Origin of the sequence: Microbacterium esteraromaticum (assembly GCF_017303215.1) — a bacterium.
In the GTDB taxonomy this organism is placed as follows: domain Bacteria; phylum Actinomycetota; class Actinomycetes; order Actinomycetales; family Microbacteriaceae; genus Microbacterium; species Microbacterium esteraromaticum_C.
In genome coordinates, this window is the sequence record NZ_JAEMWU010000001.1 from 1,013,609 (window position 1) to 1,029,697 (window position 16,089).

16 protein-coding genes are annotated in these 16,089 nt (G+C 67.5%); 11 read left to right on the forward strand and 5 right to left on the reverse strand.

Annotated elements, in window-relative coordinates; translation table 11 throughout:
* Positions 1-3 precede the first annotated feature (3 nt).
* A complete protein-coding gene (locus JF543_RS04630; protein ID WP_179409080.1) occupies positions 4-975 on the reverse strand; it encodes a cation diffusion facilitator family transporter in 972 nt (323 codons plus the stop codon).
* A 51-nt stretch (positions 976-1,026) separates the two neighbouring features.
* Here JF543_RS04630 and proC point away from each other — a divergent pair, with 51 nt between their 5' ends.
* Positions 1,027-1,863 (forward strand): pyrroline-5-carboxylate reductase, encoded by an 837-nt coding sequence (gene proC, locus JF543_RS04635; protein ID WP_206822855.1) that lies wholly within the window; start codon positions 1,027-1,029, stop codon positions 1,861-1,863.
* A 72-nt stretch (positions 1,864-1,935) separates the two neighbouring features.
* Here proC and JF543_RS04640 read toward each other — a convergent pair whose 3' ends face one another.
* The 3 genes from JF543_RS04640 to JF543_RS04650 form a co-directional block, all read right to left on the reverse strand.
* Positions 1,936-3,009 carry an alpha/beta hydrolase gene (locus JF543_RS04640; protein ID WP_347401091.1) on the reverse strand — a complete coding sequence of 358 codons (1,074 nt, stop codon included), beginning with the start codon at positions 3,007-3,009 and terminating at the stop codon, positions 1,936-1,938.
* 113 nt (positions 3,010-3,122) lie between these two features.
* The gene (locus JF543_RS04645) at positions 3,123-3,785 is read right to left on the reverse strand and encodes a potassium channel family protein (RefSeq protein WP_374222195.1); all 663 of its coding nucleotides are present in this window, start codon (positions 3,783-3,785) and stop codon (positions 3,123-3,125) included.
* A gap of 1 nt (position 3,786) precedes the next feature.
* The gene (locus JF543_RS04650) at positions 3,787-5,217 is read right to left on the reverse strand and encodes a TrkH family potassium uptake protein (RefSeq protein WP_179409076.1); all 1,431 of its coding nucleotides are present in this window, start codon (positions 5,215-5,217) and stop codon (positions 3,787-3,789) included.
* A gap of 104 nt (positions 5,218-5,321) precedes the next feature.
* Between JF543_RS04650 and JF543_RS04655 the strand changes: the two genes are divergently transcribed.
* The 9 genes from JF543_RS04655 to JF543_RS04695 all read left to right on the forward strand — a co-directional run bounded on the left by JF543_RS04655 (position 5,322) and on the right by JF543_RS04695 (position 14,758).
* On the forward strand, positions 5,322-5,732 hold the full coding sequence (locus JF543_RS04655) for an ArsR/SmtB family transcription factor (protein WP_206550484.1): 411 nt from the start codon (positions 5,322-5,324) through the stop codon (positions 5,730-5,732).
* A gap of 82 nt (positions 5,733-5,814) precedes the next feature.
* Complete coding sequence (locus tag JF543_RS04660; RefSeq protein ID WP_179409074.1) at positions 5,815-6,006, forward strand: helix-turn-helix domain-containing protein; 192 nt, start codon at positions 5,815-5,817, stop codon at positions 6,004-6,006.
* 113 nt (positions 6,007-6,119) lie between these two features.
* Positions 6,120-6,218, forward strand: a complete 99-nt coding sequence (locus tag JF543_RS04665) for a 30S ribosomal protein bS22 (RefSeq protein WP_003792170.1) — start codon at positions 6,120-6,122, stop codon at positions 6,216-6,218.
* Between the two features lie 82 nt (positions 6,219-6,300).
* Positions 6,301-6,576 (forward strand): glutaredoxin family protein, encoded by a 276-nt coding sequence (locus JF543_RS04670; RefSeq protein WP_206820999.1) that lies wholly within the window; start codon positions 6,301-6,303, stop codon positions 6,574-6,576.
* On the forward strand, positions 6,573-6,875 hold the full coding sequence (locus tag JF543_RS04675; RefSeq protein WP_179409072.1) for a Dabb family protein: 303 nt from the start codon (positions 6,573-6,575) through the stop codon (positions 6,873-6,875). Before JF543_RS04670 ends, JF543_RS04675 begins: the two co-directional genes overlap by 4 nt.
* Before the next feature lie 148 nt (positions 6,876-7,023).
* A complete protein-coding gene (locus tag JF543_RS04680) occupies positions 7,024-7,818 on the forward strand; it encodes a basic amino acid ABC transporter substrate-binding protein (protein WP_206822856.1) in 795 nt (264 codons plus the stop codon).
* 22 nt (positions 7,819-7,840) lie between these two features.
* Positions 7,841-8,632, forward strand: a complete 792-nt coding sequence (locus tag JF543_RS04685) for an amino acid ABC transporter permease (protein ID WP_206820998.1) — start codon at positions 7,841-7,843, stop codon at positions 8,630-8,632.
* Entirely contained in the window at positions 8,629-9,384 is a 756-nt protein-coding gene (locus JF543_RS04690; RefSeq protein ID WP_179409070.1) for an amino acid ABC transporter ATP-binding protein, read from the forward strand. Before JF543_RS04685 ends, JF543_RS04690 begins: the two co-directional genes overlap by 4 nt.
* A 136-nt stretch (positions 9,385-9,520) precedes the next feature.
* Positions 9,521-14,758, forward strand: a complete 5,238-nt coding sequence (locus JF543_RS04695; protein ID WP_206822857.1) for a lamin tail domain-containing protein — start codon at positions 9,521-9,523, stop codon at positions 14,756-14,758.
* Positions 14,759-14,879: 121 nt separating this feature from the next.
* On the opposite strand, the gene JF543_RS04700 is transcribed toward JF543_RS04695, so the two are convergent.
* Positions 14,880-15,062 carry a YegP family protein gene (locus tag JF543_RS04700; protein WP_179409068.1) on the reverse strand — a complete coding sequence of 61 codons (183 nt, stop codon included), beginning with the start codon at positions 15,060-15,062 and terminating at the stop codon, positions 14,880-14,882.
* Between the two features lie 120 nt (positions 15,063-15,182).
* Between JF543_RS04700 and JF543_RS04705 the strand changes: the two genes are divergently transcribed.
* The gene (locus JF543_RS04705; RefSeq protein ID WP_206824229.1) at positions 15,183-16,007 is read left to right on the forward strand and encodes a sulfite exporter TauE/SafE family protein; all 825 of its coding nucleotides are present in this window, start codon (positions 15,183-15,185) and stop codon (positions 16,005-16,007) included.
* The last annotated feature ends 82 nt before the right edge of the window (positions 16,008-16,089 follow it).

Here is a 16,089-nt window from a genome sequence, read left to right on the forward strand (position 1 = left end):
CCGTCAGTCCGATGACCTCAGCACGAAGGCATCCGTCGGCGGTTCCGGATCCAGCGACGGGCGGTACACGTCGGGCTCCAGGTAGACCACGCGGGCTGCGGGAACGGCCTCGCGGATACGGCTCTCGATCTCGTCGATGTCGGCGGCGGCTTCGCGCACCGTCTTGTCGGCGGTCAGGGCGATCTTGGCGGCGACCATCAGTTCGTCGGGGCCGAGGTACAGGGTCTTGATGTGGATGAGCTTCTGTACTTCGCGGCCGCCGGTGATCGCCTCGACGATGAGGTCGTGGTCGGTGGGCGTCGCGCCTTCGCCGATCAGCAGGCTCTTGGTCTCGAGGCCGAGCACGATCGCGATCAGGATCAGCAGCAGACCGATCATCAGGGTGCCCAGCGCATCGAACATGGTGTTGCCGGTGATCAGTGTCAGCCCGACGCCGAACAGCGCGAACGTCAGACCGATCAGCGCGCCGACGTCTTCGAGCAGGACGACGGGCAGTTCGGGGGCCTTGGAACGCCGCACGAACGAGAACCACGACTGGTCCTTCTCACGCACGCGGTTGCTCTCGCGCACGGCGGTGCGCAGCGAGAACGACTCCAGCCCGATGGCGATGACGAGCACGGCGAGGGGCAGCCACCACCAGGTCGAATCGATCTCGTGCGGATCGATGAGCTTCTGCACACCCTCGTAGACGGCGAACAGGCCACCGAGCGAGAACAGGATGATCGATACGACGAACGCCGAGACGTAGCGCTCGCGTCCGTAGCCGAACGGATGCTCCTGATCGGCCTCGCGGCGAGCCCGGCGTCCGCCGCGCATCAGCAGCAGCTGGTTGCCCGAGTCGGCGACCGAGTGGATGGCCTCGGCGAGCATCGATGCGGACCCCGAGAGCGCCCAGGCGACGAACTTCGCCAGGGCGATGCCGAGGTTCGCCAGGAATGCCGCGATGATCGCCTTGCTGCCGCCGGATGCGCTCATGCTCTGAGTCTACGACGGGCTTCCTTGGAAGGCCTTCCGTAGGATGGCGGCATGGTTGATTCGCTGCCTTCGCTCGCATTTCTCGGCGCCGGTTCGATGGGAGGTGCGATCCTGCAGGGGGTGGTCGCCTCCGGCGTGCCGGTCGACGGCATCGTCGCGACGAACCGTTCGCGGCTGAAGGCGGATGCCCTCGCGGCCCTGCCCGGGGTGACGAGCATCGCCCTCGAGGAGCGTCCCGACGGGAACGCCGAGGCCGTGGCATCCGCTCGTATCGTCCTCGTCGGTGTGAAGCCGGCGATGGTTCCCGATCTGTTGCGCGAGATCGCGCCGTCGCTGCGCCCGGATGCCATCGTCGTGAGCCTTGCCGCGGGCGTCACCCTTCACACCTTCGCCGAGGGCCTCGGCCAGCAGGCGCACGTGATCCGTTCGATGCCGAACACGCCCTCCACGGTGCGCCGCGGGGTGACGGGGATCGCCGCAGGTGCGGCGGCCACGGCCGACGACATGGCGCTCGTGCGTGCGCTGTTCGAGACCGTCGGTGCGGTGATCGAGGTCGATGAAGCGCAGATCGATGCGCTCTCGACCATCTCGGGATCGGGACCGGCGTACGTGTTCCTGTTGATCGAGGCGTTCACGCAGGCGGCGATCGGCAAGGGGTTCTCCGAGGCGGATGCCCGGCTGATGGCCGAGCAGACGTTCATCGGCGCTACGGCGCTGCTGGAGGCTTCGGGCGAGGAGCCGTCTGAGCTGCGTCGTCGCGTGACCAGCCCGAAGGGCACGACCGAGCGCGCGGTGGCCGTGCTGCAGGAGGCAGAACTCGAGGGCGTGTTCGCCCGGGCGACGGATGCCGCTCTCGCCCGTGCCCGCGAACTCGCCGCCGGAGCCTGATCCCGCGGGGACAGACAAAGAGCCCGGGGCGGTGATCTCACCGCCCCGGGCTCTTCTGCGTCGCGCAGCCTGTCAGGCGCCGTAGCCGATACGGCGCAGCAGCGCCGCACGGAACTCCTCGGGGCGCTCCAGGTGCGGTGCGTGGCCGACGCCCTCCCAGGACTCCTCGATGACGTCACCGCCCGCCGCGGCGTAGGCGTCGAGCACATCGCGGGTCTGCGACACCATCTGCTGGGCGGGTGCGGCCTCCTCGCCGGGCCAGCCCGGGATGACACCGAGGGCGCCGAGATGGTTGAGGTCGAAGAACGATGCGTCCGACACGATCGCGTCGGCGCTCCCGTGCACCCAGAGCACCGGCGGCTTGGCGTCGAGGTCGACGATTCCTGAGACATCGAAGTTCTTCGGCGTCATCGTGTTCAGCACGCCGTGGTCGCCGGCGGCGAAGCCGGGCCAGTTGTCGCTGGCGGTGCCGTCGCCCGGGTAGTTGCCCTCGGAGGTCGAGGTGGTGAGCATCGAGGCGACCCAGATGTCTTCGAGGGGTGATGAGTAGTCAGCCGAGACGTAGCCGCTGCGGAACACGCTGCGCGGAGAGGTCTGGGCCTCGGCGCTGGTGTCGCCGTCGCGCAGGCGCTGCACGAAGTCGGGATTCGCTCCGCCGCCACCGCATCCGGCGTCGTCATCGGTGAGCCGGCTGCCGTCGCGTCGGGTGCCGCCGAAGCCGTACGGCGAGACGGGCGCCTGCAGGGTGAGGCTCAGCACCGGGTGGTCGAGGGCGTACTGCATGATCACGCCACCGCCCATCGACCAGCCGACCAGGTGGACGGCAGGAAGATCGAGCGCGGTGAGCACCGAGGCGAGGTCGTCGCTGAAGTCACGCACGCCGCGGGTCGCATCGATGGGCAGCGCCTCGCTGTCGCCGAAGCCGCGCAGGTCGACGGCGATCGGGCGCACATCGGCGGGCAGGCCCTGCATGGTCTCCTGCCAGAACAGTGCTGATGAGACATTGCCGTGGACGAAGACGATGGTGCGGTCGGCGGGAGTCGCGGGGTCGTCGCCCGTGCGTTCCAGGATGTTCGCGCGCAGTCGCGGGGTGGTGACGGATCGGGTGGCGATGCCGTCGAGAAGGATGCTGTCGGATGCTGTCACGGTGTGCTCCTCGGGTGCGGTGCGGCAGCGTCGCCGCGCTTCCCGACCGATCCTAACGGGACGGAGCACTCAATGTGAACTGCCTTTCATGTTTTCTGGCAGTCCCGCCGATCTCAGCGGTCGAGGCCCGCGAAGCGCTCGATGTCGCTGTTCGTCCCCGACACGATGATCAGGTCGTGGTTGGTGACGACCGTGTTCGCCTCGGCGTAGCGGAACGGCTTGCCGGGACTCTTCACGCCGACGACGGTGACGTTGTACTTGGTGCGTACACCCGACTCGTTCAGACCGACGCCGCGGATGAACTTCGGCGGGTACATCTTGGCCAGAACGAAGTCATCGTCGAAGCGGATGAAGTCGAGCATCCGCCCGCTGACGAGGTGGGCCACGCGCTCACCGGCCTCGCGCTCGGGGTAGATGACGTGGTTCGCGCCCACGCGCGCGAGAATCTTGCCGTGCGACTGCGAAACGGCCTTCGCCCAGATCTGTGGCACCTTCAGGTCGACGAGGTTCGCGGTGATCAGCACTGAGGCTTCGATGAGCGAGCCGACGGCGACGACGGCCACCTGGAAGTCCTGCGCGCCGATCTGACGCAGCGCGTCGAGGTTGCGGGCATCCGCCTGCACGGTGTGCGTGACGCGATCAGACCACTTCTGCACCAGCTCGAGGTTGTCGTCGATCGCGAGAACCTCGCGGTCGAGGCGATCGAGTTCGCCTGCGCACGCCGCGCCGAAGCGGCCCAGTCCGATCACGAGTACCGGGGCGTCGCCCCGAACCATCTCAACCAACGATCGGCCTTTCGACGGGCAGCGAGTACAGCTGCGAGCGGGAAGTCGCGGCGATCGCCGCGGCGAGAGTCACTGTACCAACGCGCCCCATGAAGATGGTGGCCGCCATCACGTACTTGGCACTGTCGGGCAGCGCCTCGGTGAGGCCGGACGAGAGCCCGACCGTGCCGAACGCCGAGACGACATCGAAGAGCACATCGACGATCGGGGCTTTCGTGATCTGCGCGATCACGATCGTCGACAGCGCGACGATCGTGGCGCCCCAGGCGACGACGCTGAGGGCGACGCGCTGCACGTCGCTGGGGATGCGGCGGCCGAAGGCTTCGACCGACTGGCGTCCCCGGGCCTCGGACCACACGGCGATGGCGAGCACGGCCAGCGTGGTCACCTTGATTCCGCCGGCGGTGGATGCTGAACCGCCGCCGACGAACATCAGCATGGTGGCCGCGAGCATCGACGAACCGTTCAGGTCGGCGATGTCGATCACGCTGAAACCGCCCGAGCGCGTCATCGCCGACAGGAACAGCGCGTTCATCGTCGTCTCGGTGGCATCCATCGAGCCGAAGGTGCGCGGATTGTTGTACTCCAGCACCAGGAAGACCGCAGCGCCGAGGAAGAACAGCAGGATCGTCGTGATGAGGGTCAGCTTGGAGTGCAGCGACCAGCGCTTGACGTGCCAGACGTGCTTGGCGAGGGTGTAGATCACGGGGAACCCGATGCTGCCGAGGAACACGCTGGTCATCAGCAGGATGAGCACCAGGTAGTCGTCGGCGAAGACCGAGACGCCGCCGGCGTTCGGCGTGAAGCCGGTGTTCGTGAACGACATGGCCGCGTAATAAGGGGCCTCCCACAGCGCGGCGATCGGGTCGATGCCGGCCCAGATCAGCGCCGGGTACAGCAGCACGGCCACGGTGCCCTCGATCACCAGCGTCGACAGGGCGACAGTGGTCAGCAGCTGGCCGACTTCGCCCAGGCGCACGGTCTGGCTCTCATTGACCGGTCCGCCGTGGGCGCGCATCGGGTTGGTGTCGCCGGCGGCGATCAGCTTGGCCCGCAGCCCGAGCCGCTTCGAGATGACCAGGCCGAGCAGCGAGGCGAGGGTGAGGGCGCCCATTCCGCCGATGTTCACGCCGATGAAAATGACGACGTTGCCGAACGGCGACCAGTGCGTGGCCATATCGACCGTCGTCAGGCCCGTGACACAGATGGTCGACATGGCGGTGAACAGCGCATCGCTCAGCGGGGTGATCGTTCCCGACGCCGACGAGATCGGCAGCGACAGCAGACCCGTGAACAGCAGGATCAGTGCGGCGAACACGACGATCGCGAAGCGCGACGGCGAGGAGGTGATGACGTGCTTGATCCATCTGGCGGCGCCACGCAGGCCCCGCCGCGGGGTGGATGCCGACAGGATGCCCGACATCGAGCCCCCTTCTGCTGTGTGCGCTCGGCGCGCTTCGCCGGGCCCTGGTCATGGTACTCCGTGCTCGCGTGGTACTCGGTGCCCACGCCGACTACCCTGAGGGGATGACCGACATCTTCGACGTGATCGCAGACGGTACGCGACGCGACATCCTGCGGCTTCTGCTGGACGCGTCGGCCACGGGTGACGACGGGACCAGCGTGACCGGGATCGTCAGTGAGCTCGGCATCAGCCAGCCGACGGTCTCCAAGCACCTCAAGGTGCTGCGTGAGGCGCAGCTTGTCACCGTGCGAGAGGACGGCCAGCGCCGCTTCTACAGCATCTCGGTCGCGCCACTCGAGACGGTCGACGACTGGTTGGTCCCGTTCCTGGTCGATGCCTACGGCGAGCAGGCTCCCGACGTCGATGTTCCCTTCGCGCCGCTGCCGTCGGCGACCGTGCACGCCGCCGAAGCCGTCGGACGCGCCGCGGCCTCGGCGAAGCACGTCGTCACGAACGCGTTCAAGCGTCGCTGAGCTCGTTTCACAGCAGCAACACCGGTTTACACGCGTCCCGCCCGCGCCCTATGCTGTGCATCAATAGAAAGGGGTATTGGGGATGCCCGACGTTCAAGACGTTCGATTCCTGACGGTGGCCGAGGTCGCCGAACTCATGCGCGTGTCCAAGATGACCGTGTACCGACTCGTGCACGCCGGTGAGTTGCCGGCGATCCGCTTCGGTCGCAGTTATCGCGTGCCCGAGTCCGCCGTCGTCGAGATGATGCACAAGCCCATCTCGGATGTTGGCTGAGTCGGTTTCCCGGCTGCTCCGACCGTTTGCTAGAATCGTCCGAGGCATTTTTTCCGTGCCCGTACCCGGGTGCCGACTTCATGGCACCCAACCCCTGACTTAGTGAGGTTTCCGTGGGTTCAGTCATCAAGAAGCGCCGCAAGCGCATGGCGAAGAAGAAGCACCGCAAGCTGCTTCGTAAGACTCGCCACCAGCGCCGCAACAAGAAGTAAGCGGCACGACACCAAGCGCCTCCCGATCGGGCATCGAGCCCGTCGACGGGGGCGCTTCGTGTACTGCCCGCAGGAGAAACCCATGCCGTCTACCACCCTCACGCTGATCGGCAAGCCCGACTGTCACCTCTGCGACGTCGCGCACGAGATCGTCGACGCCGTCGTCGCCGAGATGCCGGATGCTGTCGCCGAGCGCATCGAGATCGTCGAGCAGTCCATCAACGACGACCCCGCACTGTTCGAGAAGTGGTGGGAGAAGATCCCGGTGGTGCTGATCGACGGTGAACTGCACGCGCACTGGCGGGTGTCGGCGGAGCGCCTGCGCGAGGCGCTGCAGAAGAAGGCAGGAGCACAATGACCATTCGTCACGTCGTGAGCTGGAAGCTCGCCGACCCGGACGCCACCGTGCGGGCCGAACAGGCGACCGAGGTGGCCCGCCGGCTGAACGCACTGATGGGTGTGATTCCGCAACTGCGCATGGTCTCGGCCGGCGCCAATGTCGCCTACCCGGACGTCAACTGGGACGTCACCCTGGTCGCCGACGTCGACACGCTCGACGATCTCGAGGCCTATCAGGTGCACCCGGCCCACCAGGAGGTCGGCGTGTACATCCGATCCGTCGTGGCATCCCGCGTCGCGGTGGACTTCGAGATCTGAGCAGAGGTCGCAACGCAACCGTGACCCGGAGAGCGGATTCCGCAGGGGTCATGGGGCGCTTGGCATGCCTATGATGATCCGTACCCGACCGAGGGTCCGCATGCCGAACCCCGGCGTGAAGTCTGTACCCCGTCACGAAGGAGTGGCCATGAACCACCGTCCCGTTCTTTTCAGCGCTGCCGTTCTCGCGGCCGCCACCCTCGCACTCACCGGCTGTGCCGGCGGCGATGATGCCCCCGTCGACGAGGGCGCGCTCGAGCTGGTCACGCCGGGCACGCTGACCGTGTGCTCCGAGGTGCCCTACCCGCCCTTCGAGATGGAGGACGGCAACGGCGGCTACACCGGCTTCGACCTCGACCTGGTCGCTGCCATCGCCGAGAAGCTCGACCTCGAGGTCAGCATCCAGGACGTCGGATTCGACGGCCTGCAGTCGGGCACCACGCTGATCGCCGGCACATGCGACTTCGGCGCATCGGCGATGACCATCACCGAGGAACGCAAGACGAACCTCGACTTCGCCGACCCGTACTACGACTCGCTGCAGTCACTGCTGGTCAAGACCGACTCGGGCATCACCGGCATCGACGACCTCGAAGGTCGCAACGTCGCCGTGCAGCAGGGCACCACCGGTGAGAACTACGCCGAAGAGAACGCCACCGGCGCCGTCCTCGTGCAGTACCCCGGTGACGCCGAGATGTGGCCCGCTCTGCAGGCCGGTCAGGTCGAGGCGATCCTGCAGGACCTGCCGGTCAACATCGAGCACGTCAAGGCCGACTCCGACTACGAGGTCGTCGAGGAGTACAACACCGACGAGCAGTACGGGTTCGCCTTCGCGAAGGGTGAGCGCACCAACCTGCGCGAGGCCGTCAACGGCGCGTTGCAGGAGCTGCGCGACTCGGGCGAGTACGACACGATCTACGACAAGTACTTCTCGGCCGAGTGAGCCGTAGAGGCGAGGACGAGCAGTGGCACTGCGCAGACGTACCCGGGGTCTGATCTACCGGGGCACGATGTACGCCCTCTTCATCGCGGTGGTCGTGCTGATCATCGCGATGACCGACTGGCAGACGATCGGAAAGCAGTTCTTCAATCTTGAGGTCGCGGCGAAGCTGTTCCCCGACATCATCATCGTCGCACTGCGCAACACGATCCTGTTCACGTTGATCGCGTTCACGGGCGGGTTGCTTCTGGGCATCCTGTTCGCGTTGATGAAGTTGTCGGTGATCGCACCGTTCCGGTGGTTCGCCACCGGCTGGATCGAGCTCTTCCGTGGATTGCCGGCGCTGCTGACGATCTTCGCGATGGCGTTCATCCTGCCGATCGCGTTCGGCATCAAGCCGCCCGGAGGCCCGGTCGGCGCCGGTCTGATCGGTCTGATCCTGGTCGCCTCGGCCTACATGGCCGAGGTGATCCGCTCGGGCATCCAGGCCGTGCCGAAGGGGCAGACCGAGGCGTCGCGCTCGCTGGGCATGTCGCCGATGAAGACGATGTTCTGGGTGGTGCTGCCGCAGGGCTTCCGCATCATCATCCCGCCGCTGACGAACGAGTTCGTGCTGCTGCTGAAGGACACCTCGCTGCTCTTCATCGCCGGCACCTTCCTGTGGTCGAAGGAACTCACCACCTTCGCCCGGGACGCGAACACGACGTACGCGAACGCGACCCCGCTGATCATGGCGGCGATCCTGTACCTGATGGTGACGATTCCGCTCACGCGCTTCACCGCGTGGCTGGAGCGACGGATGGCGAGAGAACGATGAGCACCGACCTGATCGACGTCCACGCCCCCGCGATCGAGATCCGCGGGCTCCACAAGTCGTACGGCGAGAACGAGGTGCTCAAGGGCATCGACCTCACAGTGACCGGCGGCGAAGTCGTGTGCATCATCGGCCCCTCCGGGTCGGGCAAGTCGACGCTGCTGCGTTCGGTGAACCTGCTCGAAGAGCCGACGGCGGGCAAGATCCTCATCGAGGGCATCGACATCACCGATGAAGAGACCGACATCGACCGTGTGCGCCGGCGCATCGGTATGGTCTTCCAGAGCTTCAACCTCTTTCCGCACATGACGGTGCTCGGCAACCTCACGCTGGCGCAGCGCCGTGTGAAGAAGCGGACGAAGGAAGAGTCCGAGAAGCTCGCGCGCGAGATGCTCGACCGCGTGGGACTCGCCGAGAAGGCCGATGCCTACCCCGGGCACCTCTCGGGCGGGCAGCAGCAGCGCGTGGCGATCGCTCGGGCGCTGTGCATGAACCCCGACATGATGCTCTTCGACGAGCCGACGTCGGCACTCGACCCCGAGCTGGTCGGTGAAGTGCTGCAGGTCATGCGCCAGCTCGCCGATGAGGGGATGACGATGCTCGTGGTCACCCACGAGATGGGCTTCGCCCGCGAGGTTGGTTCGCGCCTGATCTTCATGGACGGCGGACACGTGCTCGAACAGGGTGACCCGCGCAAGGTACTGGCCGATCCGCAGCATCCGCGCACGCAGGACTTCCTCTCGCGCGTGCTCTGACGACCAGATGCCCGGCCGTGTTCACCGGCCGGGCATCTGTCGTCTACCGGGGTGGGCCCGAACGGATACCGGCGGTTGCCGGTGCCCGGATAACTTCTGAGCGTCCTACCCGCTTAGAAGATCCCGGTGTATCAGCGTGCCCTCGTGTCGTCATCCCCTGTCTCTACCCGCATTCCTCGGAGCGACGGTGCTGGCCGCCGTCGTCCTGACGCCCACCGCCGCGGCAGCGGCCGGAGGTGACGCATTCGGCGGCATCCTCCACGCGTCGACCCCGACCGCTGACATCGCGCCGCCGCCGCTGATCGTGACCGAGATCCTCGCGAACACCGCCGGCGCCGACCACTTCGAGTACGTCGAGATCCACAACACGACCGCGGATGCCATCGACCTCGCCGCCGACGGGTACGCCTTCGCCTATTCGTACAGCGACTCGACCGACCGCAGTAGCGACGTTGCGCTGACCGTCGACGAGCCGCTCGTGCTTGCAGCCGGCGAGACCGCGGTGCTGTGGCTCAGCTACACGGCAGGCACGGTGGATTCCTTCGCCCGAAGCATCGACGACTTCCGTGCGTATCACGCGGTCGACGCGGCCACCCAGGTGGTGCGCCTGACCGGTCAGCCGGGCATGGCCAACGGCGGCGACCGGGGCATCCGCGTGCTCAAGGATGACGAGCTGCTCACCTGGTCGCACTACCCGACGGGCTCGATGGGCAACGACCTCGCCGTGCACTTCCGCCTGCCCGCGGCACCCGCGGCCGCGGGCGCACCCGAGAGCATGAGCGACTTCGGGCTGCAGGCCGAGCGCTCGCCGGGAGCTGTGCTGCCACAGGCCCTCCAGCGCCCGGCGCCACCGGTCGACCCCGAGCAGCCCCAACCCGGAACGGCGGCGAACTGGCCGCTGATGGTCACCGAGATCGCTCCCGACAACGCCGGTGTCGACGACTACGAGTACTTCGAGGTGCACAACACCACGGATCGCACCATCGACCTCGACGGCGACGGATTCTCGTTCGCGTACATCTTCGCCGACTCCGATGACCGCACCCGCGACGCTGCGCTCACCGTCGAGCCGGGAACGTCGATCGCCGCTGGCGAGACCGTTGTGTTCTGGCTGAGCTACACCACAACGACGGTGGACTCGTTCGCGCGCACAGTCGACGAGTTCCGCGCGCACTGGGGAGCCACCGCCGACACCCGCGTGGTCCGGGCAGAGGGGCAACCCGGCATGGCCAACGGCGGCGGCCGCGGTATCCGGGTGCTGCAGGGCGACCAGGCCATCAGCTGGTCGTACTACCCGACCGGGTCGACCGCCGTGGACCGCACGGCGCACTTCCGCATCCCGGCCGACCTCGACGCACTCAGCCTGCCGGTGCTGGAGCAGACCGGCATCGCGACGCCCGGCAGCATTGCCGCCGACGCGCTGACGGCACCCGAGCCCGAGCCGGAGCCGGACTTCGATCCGCAACCCGACCCGTCTCTCGTGACCTCGGCGCTGCAGGTCACCGAGCTGCTGCCCGACTCGACGAACGTCGGCGGCGCCGACGGGTTCGAGTTCATCGAGGTCTACAACGCCACCAGCGAACCGCTCGACTTCGGCGACTACACCGTCAACTACCTCTACGCGACCGACGAGTACGTCAACACGCAGACCAGCCGCTGGCCGGCGACGCCCGGCGATGTGGTGATCCCGGCCGGCGAGACGCTGGTGTTCTGGATCAAGAACGGCGCCAACGACGACCTCGACGCCGCCGCGTTCAACGCCCACTTCGGCACAGCGCTGACGATGGGCGTCGACCTGGTCGAGATCTCGGCGGGCGGCATGGCCAACTCGTCGCCGCGCGGCATCGAGATCATCACCAACGCCGGGCACTCGCTGAACCGAGCGCACTACCAGCTCGGCGCCTCCGACGACACGATCGCCGACCAGGGCATCCGCTATGCCACGCGCGAGGACGACCAGACCCTGCAGCGCATGCTCGGCATCGCCGCGGCGACCCCCGGCACGGTGCAGTCAGACCAGGTGCCCGCCGGACTGATGATCCTCGCCGCCGACGGCTCGGCACCGACGATCCAGGACTGGACCAAGAACGAGATCGACCCGAACGCCGGGTTCACCCTCGACTTCACGATCACCGACGACGTGCTTCCCCGCACGGTGACGTTGATGCTCAGCAACGACGTCGACGGTGCACAGGCGCCGATCAACCTCTCCGACACCGGTTCGGGCGTATACCGGCACGTGATCGACCCCGTCGATCTGATCGGCAAGTCGTGGGTCGAGTACGCCCTCTCGGCGAGTGACGGCACCAACGTCACCATCATCGAGACGGTGCGCGTGCCCGTGGCAGGAGCGAACGTCGAGCCGCTGCGGCTGAACCTCGACGATGACGCCTTCGTGGCGGGCACGACCACGGTCGTGGCCGCCGGCGAGCAGTCGCCCGACGGCATCGCCGTCGACGGCGAACCGCTCGCCACCGAGGCAGGTCTCGAAGGCGAACCGGTGTTCGTGTTCGAGGCCGCTGATGTCGACTACTACTTCAAGAACGGCGTGCTGGTCGGCGACGAGGTGCTGCGCATCTTCGACACCGGCATTTACAACGGCTGGGAGACCATCGCCACCCCGGTGCCGCTGTCGTACATCCGCGAGGGCGACGAGCTGGTCGTCAGCGTGTGGGCCGGTACGAAGGCCGCGCCCGAGATCGACGAGTTCGAGAACAACGACGATTTCAGCATCCGCGGTCTGCGCATGATCCTGCCCGACGGGCGCACCCTCACGCCGCAGGGCTACGACGACCCCAACCACGTGCTGAAGATGGGCGACAGCGTCGGCAAGCTCGACTTCTTCGACGCCCGCTTCACGCTGCCCGCCGACGCGTTCAGCGCCGTGAGCGCACAGTGGGACACCACGCCGCGCGAGGACGGCGCGGCGACGGTCACGGCGACCGCCGGCGAGCACACCGTCGCCCGCACGGTGACGGTCGACAACACCGGTCCCGAGGTGACGACCGAGATCGTCGACGGAACCGCCTACCAGGGCGAGATCACGATCGACGCCGAGATCTCGGATGCCGGTGTCGGCGGCGTCACGACGACCGCGACGCTCGACGGTGCCGAGATCACACTGCCGCACACGACCTCGTCGGTCGACCTGGAAGCCGGCGAACACCGGGTGCAGATCACGGCGACGGACGCTTTGGGCAACAGCTCGGAGTACGTGTCGACCTTCATCACCTTCGACGAGCAGCCCAGCGCCGGCGCGATCGCGCCCGTCGAGGGGGCCGAGGTCGAAGCGGGCGAGATCACGCTGCAGGCCAAGGTCGAAGACCCCACCGGTGACGTGCTCGACGTCGCCTTCCTGGAAGGGCGCCGGGTCGACCTCTCGGATGGCGACATCGAGTTGCAGGCCGGCGTCGTCTCCGACGCACTTTCACTGGACCGCGAGCGGCCGCAGGAGCTCACCTCGGAACAGGTGCGGATGCTGGCGGCCGCCGACGGTCTGGCCGGCGACGCCACCACATCGACGACCGCGTTCCCGTACCAGCTGTTCGATGTCGCCGTCGGCGACGCCGCGGACGGCTCGCTGGTGCGCGCCACGTGGACGGGCGCGGCGAACGCCGACGCCACCGTGGTCATGTACGCGCTCACCGCGGACGGTGCGACCTGGGCCGAGCAGACCCGGCACGTCGTGGCCGAGGCGGGGGAGTTCACCCTCGACGCGGCCATCGACGTCACCGCGCATGCCCGGGACGGTATCGTGCGCGTGCTCGTGCAGCACTCCGAGGGCTTCGCCGGCGCTGATCACACCACGCGTGAGTCGGATGTCGCGCTGCCGCATCCGCTCGACACCCCGCGCTCGGAGTACGACTTCACCTTTGCGTGGGAGTCGGACACGCAGTACTACAACGAGGATGCCGTCGAGGGCGAGGATCGCTACCGCCACCAGCAGGCGATCCACACGTACCTGGTTGAGCAGCGCGAAGCGATGAACATCCAGTACCTGTTCCACACGGGCGACATCGTCGACGACTACGACCAGATGTACCAGTGGCGCAACGCCGACCCCGAGTACGCCAGGCTCGATGAGGTCGGCCTGCCGTACGGGGTGCTCGCGGGCAACCACGACGTCGGAAACCACTTGCTCGACTACGACAACTACGGCACCTACTTCGGTGAGGAGCGGTACGCGGGCAACCCCTGGTACGGCGGCAGCTACGAGAACAATCGCGGCCACTACGACCTGCTCTCTGCCGGCGGCATCGACTTCATCATGGTCTACATGGGGTGGGGCCCCGCCGACGCTGAGATCGCTTGGATGAACGAGGTGTTGGCGCAGTACCCCGATCGGGTGGCGGTGCTCGCGCAGCACGAGTTCATCCTGACCACAGGCGGACTCGGCGCGACACCGCAGCGCGTGCTCGACGAGGTCGTCGCGGTCAACCCGAACGTCAAGATGGTGTTCTCGGGCCACTACCACGACGCGTTCACGCGCACGGATGAGTTCGACGACGACGGTGACGGCGTCGCCGAGCGCACGGTGTACTCGATGCTCTTCGACTACCAGGGCCTTCCCGAGGGCGGACAGGGCTTCCTGCGCCTGCTGCACTTCGACACGCAGGGCGAGCGCATGATCGTGCGCACCTACTCGCCGTCGCTGGAGGACCCCGAGCGCGGCGGCGCGCTCGGCAAGCACGACTCGGACCACCCGAGCCTGGCCGATGCCCCGCAGCAGTTCGAGCTGACCTTCGAGCAGTTGGGCATCACCACCGTCGAGCGGATGCTGCAGACTGACGCCTTCTCAGCAGAGATCCTCACCAGCACCGAGGTCGCCGCATTCGATGACGTCGCATCCGGATCCATCCTGTCGGCGGCCTGGCCGCTGACCGAGATCGGGGAGCGCGGATGGTACGTGCGCACCAGCGACCCGCACGGCGCGGTGGACTACTCGCCCGTCCAGCTGTTCACGGTGATCCCGGCATCCGATGGTGGCGACGGTGGCGACGGTGGCGACGGTGGCGACGGTGGCGACGGTGGCGACGGTGGCGACGGCGGTGACGGTGGTGACGGCGGTGACGGTGGTGACGGCGGTGACGGTGGTGACGGCGGTGACGGTGGTGACGGCGGCACGGATGGTGGCGACGGCGGCACGGACGGCGGTGACGGCGGCACGGATGGTGGCGACGGCGGCGGCTCCGACGGTGGCGACACCGACGGTTCGGATGCCGGCGGCAGCGTCGACGGTGGCGAGACCGACGACGGCGCCCTGGCCACGACGGGGGCCGACACCGGCGCGGTGATCGCCTGGACCCTCGGTGGCCTCCTGACCCTCGCGGCAGGCGTCGGCCTCATCCTGCGCAGACGACGCGCGGTGCGCTGACGAACAGTGCGCCGACGAATAGTGCGCTGAAGAACAGCGCACTGACGAACGCCGGGGCTCCCGGTCACCGCATGTCGGTGACCGGGAGCCCTGGCGTTCACCTCAGAGGTTCCGCGCCGGGTCAGCCCTCTGTCTCGACGACGTCGGCGTCGGCGGCGTTGCGGCGAACCGAGTCGATCCCGTTCAGCGCGCCCGACTTCGAGGCGTAGCCCTGGCCGGTCGCGATGACCTCGCCGTTGCCGGCCTTGAGGCGGAACCGCCAATCGCCGCCCTTGTCCTGATACAACTCAAACTTGCCTGCCATCGCGCACCTGCTTTCTACGGGGTACGGAGCGGGGCGCTCCCGAGACACAAGCTAGCGGTTCGGATGCGTCGCGTGAAGGGTGCGTCGGTGGATGCCCGTGGCTCTGGCATCCTGTTGGGGATGGACATCGGCGCGTTCCTCGGTCTCGAGCAGCTCACGTGGGGCGTGCTCATCTTCATCGTCGTCGCGGCGTTCGCCGCCGGGTGGATCGACGCGGTCGTCGGTGGTGGGGGTCTGCTGCAGCTGCCGGCGCTACTGCTGGTGCCCGGCATCACTCCGGTGCAGGCCCTCGCGACCAACAAGCTCGCCTCGGTCTTCGGCACCGCGACCAGCAGCGTCACGTACTACCGGCGGGCGAAGCCCGACATCCGCACGGCGCTGCCGATGGCCGCGATCGCGCTGGTCGGGTCGTTCGGCGGTGCGGCGGTGGCGACGATCCTGCCGCCGGCCGCATTCAAACCGATCATCGTGATCGCGCTGCTCGCCGTCGCACTGTTCACCGCCTTCCGCCCGCAGCTCGGCCAGCGCACGCTGCTGCGCTTCCACGGGCACCGCCACCACATCGCGGCGGGCGCGGCGGGCCTGGCCATCGGCTTCTATGACGGGCTGATCGGCCCCGGCACCGGCACGTTTCTCGTGATCACCCTGGTGACGCTGCTCGGCTACGACTTCTTGCAGGCCAGCGCGAAGGCCAAGATCGTCAACCTCGCCACCAACATCGGGGCGTTGCTGCTGTTCATCCCGCACGGTGCCGTGCTGTGGGTGCTAGGCGGCATTCTCGCCGTCGCCAACGTCGCCGGCAGCTACCTGGGCTCGCGCATGGCGATCGCACGCGGCACGCGGTTCATCCGGGTGGTGTTCCTGATCGTCGTCATCGCGCTGATCGTGCGACTCGGCATCGACGTCTGGCACGAGAACGTGCTGCCCTGGCTCGCCGCACGCTGAGGCGGTCTCGGGGACTATCCCGGTGCGCATCCTCCCGCGTAGACTCCCAGTGCGGCTGGGGACCGCTAGCATGTGTCGACCG

Bases quoted from the DNA above. Each gene is read 5' to 3' on its own strand.
- JF543_RS04630 (WP_179409080.1), bottom strand. From the start codon at position 975: ATGAGCGCATCCGGCGGCAGCAAGGCGATCATCGCGGCATTCCTGGCG.
- JF543_RS04650 (WP_179409076.1), bottom strand. From the start codon at position 5,217: ATGTCGGGCATCCTGTCGGCATCCACCCCGCGGCGGGGCCTGCGTGGC.
- JF543_RS04680 (WP_206822856.1), top strand. From the start codon at position 7,024: ATGAACCACCGTCCCGTTCTTTTCAGCGCTGCCGTTCTCGCGGCCGCC.
- JF543_RS04660 (WP_179409074.1), top strand. From the start codon at position 5,815: ATGCCCGACGTTCAAGACGTTCGATTCCTGACGGTGGCCGAGGTCGCC.
- JF543_RS04670 (WP_206820999.1), top strand. From the start codon at position 6,301: ATGCCGTCTACCACCCTCACGCTGATCGGCAAGCCCGACTGTCACCTC.
- JF543_RS04655 (WP_206550484.1), top strand. From the start codon at position 5,322: ATGACCGACATCTTCGACGTGATCGCAGACGGTACGCGACGCGACATC.
- JF543_RS04675 (WP_179409072.1), top strand. From the start codon at position 6,573: ATGACCATTCGTCACGTCGTGAGCTGGAAGCTCGCCGACCCGGACGCC.
- JF543_RS04705 (WP_206824229.1), top strand. From the start codon at position 15,183: ATGGACATCGGCGCGTTCCTCGGTCTCGAGCAGCTCACGTGGGGCGTG.
- JF543_RS04645 (WP_374222195.1), bottom strand. From the start codon at position 3,785: ATGGTTCGGGGCGACGCCCCGGTACTCGTGATCGGACTGGGCCGCTTC.
- JF543_RS04700 (WP_179409068.1), bottom strand. From the start codon at position 15,062: ATGGCAGGCAAGTTTGAGTTGTATCAGGACAAGGGCGGCGATTGGCGG.
- proC (WP_206822855.1), top strand. From the start codon at position 1,027: ATGGTTGATTCGCTGCCTTCGCTCGCATTTCTCGGCGCCGGTTCGATG.
- JF543_RS04690 (WP_179409070.1), top strand. From the start codon at position 8,629: ATGAGCACCGACCTGATCGACGTCCACGCCCCCGCGATCGAGATCCGC.